The 4,130-nt window shown below is 46.1% G+C and carries 3 protein-coding genes; all 3 read right to left on the reverse strand.

What is annotated here, in order from left to right:
* Positions 1 to 138: 138 nt before the first annotated feature.
* On the reverse strand, positions 139 to 579 hold the full coding sequence (locus HMPREF9370_RS01830; RefSeq protein WP_009115572.1) for a hypothetical protein: 441 nt from the start codon (positions 577 to 579) through the stop codon (positions 139 to 141).
* A gap of 120 nt (positions 580 to 699) precedes the next feature.
* Entirely contained in the window at positions 700 to 1,158 is a 459-nt protein-coding gene (locus HMPREF9370_RS01835; RefSeq protein ID WP_009115573.1) for a hypothetical protein, read from the reverse strand.
* Between the two features lie 26 nt (positions 1,159 to 1,184).
* Positions 1,185 to 4,130, reverse strand: a 2,946-nt coding sequence (locus HMPREF9370_RS11730; protein WP_169311357.1) for an RHS repeat-associated core domain-containing protein, incomplete at its 5' end; no start/stop codon positions are given.

Consider the following 4,130-nt stretch of genomic DNA (forward strand, 5'->3'; position numbering starts at 1 on the left):
TCTTACGGGCGATTTTGTTGATGGCCATGATGGGGTATTATGCTGAAATGCTAATGGATAAAAACGCGTGCGTGCTGTTGGCACGCGTGCTACAGATTAAAGAAGTATGTTATATGGGCTACAGCTTGCTTAAAAATTTCACATTCTTTCTAAAATAGAGAGTAATTCATTTTCTATAATGAAAGAATTATTATCTTTACCAGAAAATAATATAAATGAAATCCAGTCCTTAAAGTTTTTTAAGTCATCACTGTCTAGATAAACTAATAGATTGGATAGATTATTATCTGTTTCTAAAAACCAAAAAAAACTTAACAAGCAATCTTCCATTTCATTAGGTAGATTATCAAAATAGCGTCTTTGTAAAATCGGTAGCAAATAGTTCCAACCTTCCCACGTTATATCTGTGCAAGCAATATCTAGCTTATTGAAGTCAATTTGTTGATTTGGTTTTAAAGATTTAGCATATAAGAAACCGCCTAAATCTTCTGGACGTGTAATGGCAATATAACTTTCATCTACATTTAGAAATTTTGCAGGCCACTCCCTAGATTTTATTAATGTGATTTCATCTTCCATAATTAATTATATCCAGTCCCTGCTTATAAAATTTTCATATTTCTTAATTTTATTGCATAAGTTATTGATTCTTTAGTAGGTGTTCAGTATTTTCCCAGCTCCAACTCAAAAGATAGTCATCTATAACATTTCGGTATTTATTAAATTTTCTATATATTCAATATTGTTTATTAATGTATTTTCTCCAAATATATTTTCTGGTCTATTTGAATAAAATAGTAACCATTCAAAAAAATCTTTTAGAATTATTAGCTCGCTATGGTTTAAATATCTTAATGAATTTTTTAAGTTCTCTTCGTAAATTAAATTATTGACAAAGTCTTGAATATTTATCGAAATATCAAATATATTGTTTTGAATACTAAAAATAATTCTAGGAATTAAATAATTTACTCCCTCTGATGAAAAATAACACCAGGGAATTAAGTGATGTTCATCTATTTCAATTTGACTTATATCAGTATTTTCATAGTATTCAAAATCACTTTTATAATCAGACATAACATATAAATCATTTTTATATTGGCTTGAAATAAGCCCATTTTCAGGTAATGAACGATAAGGTATTTGATAAATCATTATTTTTATAATCCTAAAATAAAAAACTATGGTAATAGTTTTTTGCAATTATTATATGCAAGCCATGCTTGAGTCATAGCTTGCCCATGCCCACTATCTCCACCTTCCCAACAATGTTTCTCACGTCGTCCCCTAGCAATAGCCTCCCCTTTCCATGCGCTCATTCTTTTTTTAATCTCATAAATACCCATTCCATTTTTGCACCCGCCCAGTTTTCGAGTTAAAGCCTTAAATTTACCTACTTCAGCATTCAATTTCGCATAAACATCGGGTGGGCATTTAGGTTGGCGAGAGTTGCACTTGCTACATGAAGTGGTTGATGTCGAACGTGAGGTAGAGACTGCCGTTGCGACAGCAGCACCTACTGCTAATACGGCAGTTGCGGCTAAAGCAATTGCACTTCCGGCAGCACAGCCGACAGGCCCGCCGAAGGGAGCACCTATGGCGCAACCCGCAGCAACTTGAGCCATTGCACCTGAAATATCTACCCATCTTTGAGTATTTGGTGCGAACGCATAAAGATTTTCTGAAGCTATTATTCCAATCGGATCCTGATTAACAAACCGACCTGCATCAGGTTCGTAATACCTAAAGAAGTTGTAATGCAAGCCCGTTTCACGGTCAAAGTATTGGTTTTGAAGTCGGAACGGTTGATGCGCATTTGTGATATTGGTTTCCGATTTGAGTTTGCCCCAACCTGCATAATCCCCGAACCACAGCAGATTGCCGTCTTTATCGGTCATTTCGCGCGGTATGCCGATTTGGTCGCAGTGGAAGTAGTTGGTTTCTTGTCTGCTTTCGCCTTCCGTATCGGTGTAGCTGTGAATTTGCGCCAGCGGTTCGTAGCTGTCGGTATCGGTGTAGATATAGGTGTATAGGCCGTCTGAATTTTGTTCCTGCAACAGATGGCTGCCGTCCCACAGGAAGGCAATTTCACTGTCTAAAATATCTTTGCCGTTCTGTGTATTCAGACAGGCATGATCTGTTGAATGCCTGTCTGAAACACTTTCGCTTTCAACGGTTTCTAGCCCGCCGTTTTTCAGACGGCCTTTGCTTACCCGTCTGCCTAACGCGTCGTAGGTATAAACCCATGTCTCTTTATACCAATTGCCGTCGGCATCTTTGCGTTGGATTTCCACCCTAATGAGTTGGTCGTGCAAATCGTAGAAATAGTTCTGCACTTCGCCGTTTGGCTGTTCACGGTGAATCAGGTTGCCGAGGTCGTCGTAGTAATAGCTGATGCCGTTGTAGTGTTTGATGCGGTTGTCGGTTACGGCGTTGAGGCCGTCTGAAACGGTTGGGCCGTTGGTTGACAGGATATTGTGCGCAGGGTCGAAAGCGAACCGTTCGTCGCCCGCTTGGGTGATTCTGCCCAGTTTGTCGTACTCGAAATGCGTGGTACCCGTCCGCTGGTCGGTACTGTGGAGCAGGTTGCCGGTTTTGTCGTAGCCGTAGCTGCGTTTGACGGCGGTTTGGGCGGGGATGCGGGCGGGTATATAACCCGCCCCTACGGCAGCTTTGCCGCTTTCAGACAGGCTGTCGAGTGCGGCGATTTGTTTTTTCAGACGGCCTACGGGGTCGAGTTCGTAGCGGCTGGTGAGTTTTCCCTGCGTCCTTTGGATTTCACGGTGCAGTTTGTCGCGTTCGATGTCGCTGACGACTTCGCCGTCGAGGTTGATTTGGTGCAGGTGGCCGCTGCCGTAATACAGGCAGTTGATTTGGCGGCCGTCGGGCAATACGGTGGTGGTGCGGTTGCCGTTGAAGTCGTAATGGTAGTGGATGCTGTCGGTAATCGGTTGGAACAGCATATCGTACTGCGGGTCGCGCCAGTCGGTTTCCGGCAGGCCGTTTCGGGCATTCTCTTCTTTAGTCGGTACCTTCCACCGGTGTTGGCCGATAAGTTGACCGTTGGGGTTGTAGTCGAAACAGGTAATGCCGTGTCGGTTGGCGGCACGGACGAGGTTGCCGTTAAGGTCGTAATGATAAGCGGTTTCCTGAATGTTGCCTTTGCTGTCGTGGGCGACGGTGTGTTTCAGACGGCCTAAGATGTCGCGTTGGAACTCGGTGATTCTGAGCGGGGTTTTGTCTTTAAGGCCGTCTGAAAGCGGCGTCCTGTCTGTGCTTTTAACGGGTTGGCCGCCGTATTGCGCCATCAGTTTGGCGGCTACGGAAGCATCGTCGCCGTATTCGCTCTGCTGCACCAGTTCGTTACCGGCGTTGTAGTGGTAGGCGGTCAGTTTGTGGTCGAAGCCGCTCTCGGCAATCAAACGGTCGAGCACGTCGTAGGCGAAGCGGTAGCGGGCGCCGTTTTCGTTGGTGAGGCCGATGAGCCTTCTTGCTTGGTCGTAGTGGTAGCCGAAGGTGTGGCCCAGCGCATTGGTTCTTTGCGTCGGCAAACCGTCTTGACCGTATTCGTATGCGGTGGTATGGCCTTCGCCGTCGGTATGGCTGGTTAGGCGGTCGGCGTTGTCGTAACGGAAGGTTTCTTTGCTGCCGTCGGGATAAAGGGCGAGGGTGAGGTTTCGGTTGGCGTCGTAATGGTATTCGGTGTGTCGGCCTAAGGCATCGGTGATGCGCGCCAACTGCCCTTCGGGGGTGTAGGCCAGTTTGGTTTGGTAACCGGAGCAGTCGGTAATCAGGTCGGGCTGGTGGTTATGGTCGTAGTGATACTCGGTGGTGCTGCCTTTCGGGTCGGTTACCGACAGCAGCAAACCGTTGTCGGCATACTCGAAGCGGGTGGTGTGTTTCAGCGGGTCGGTGTGGGTGAGCAGATTACCGGCTTCATCGTAGGTGTAGCTGTCGTAGTTTCCTTCGGCATCGCTTTTGCGGATGAGGCGGTAGCTGTCGTCGTAGTCGAAATGCAGCATGGCGCCGTCGGGGCGGACGACGGTCTCGATTTGGCCCTCGTTGCTGTATTGGTAGCGGGTAACGCGCCCCATCGCGTCGGTGTGGCTGAGCAGACGGCCCAAGCT

Source organism: Neisseria wadsworthii 9715, assembly GCF_000227765.1.
In the GTDB taxonomy this organism is placed as follows: domain Bacteria; phylum Pseudomonadota; class Gammaproteobacteria; order Burkholderiales; family Neisseriaceae; genus Neisseria; species Neisseria wadsworthii.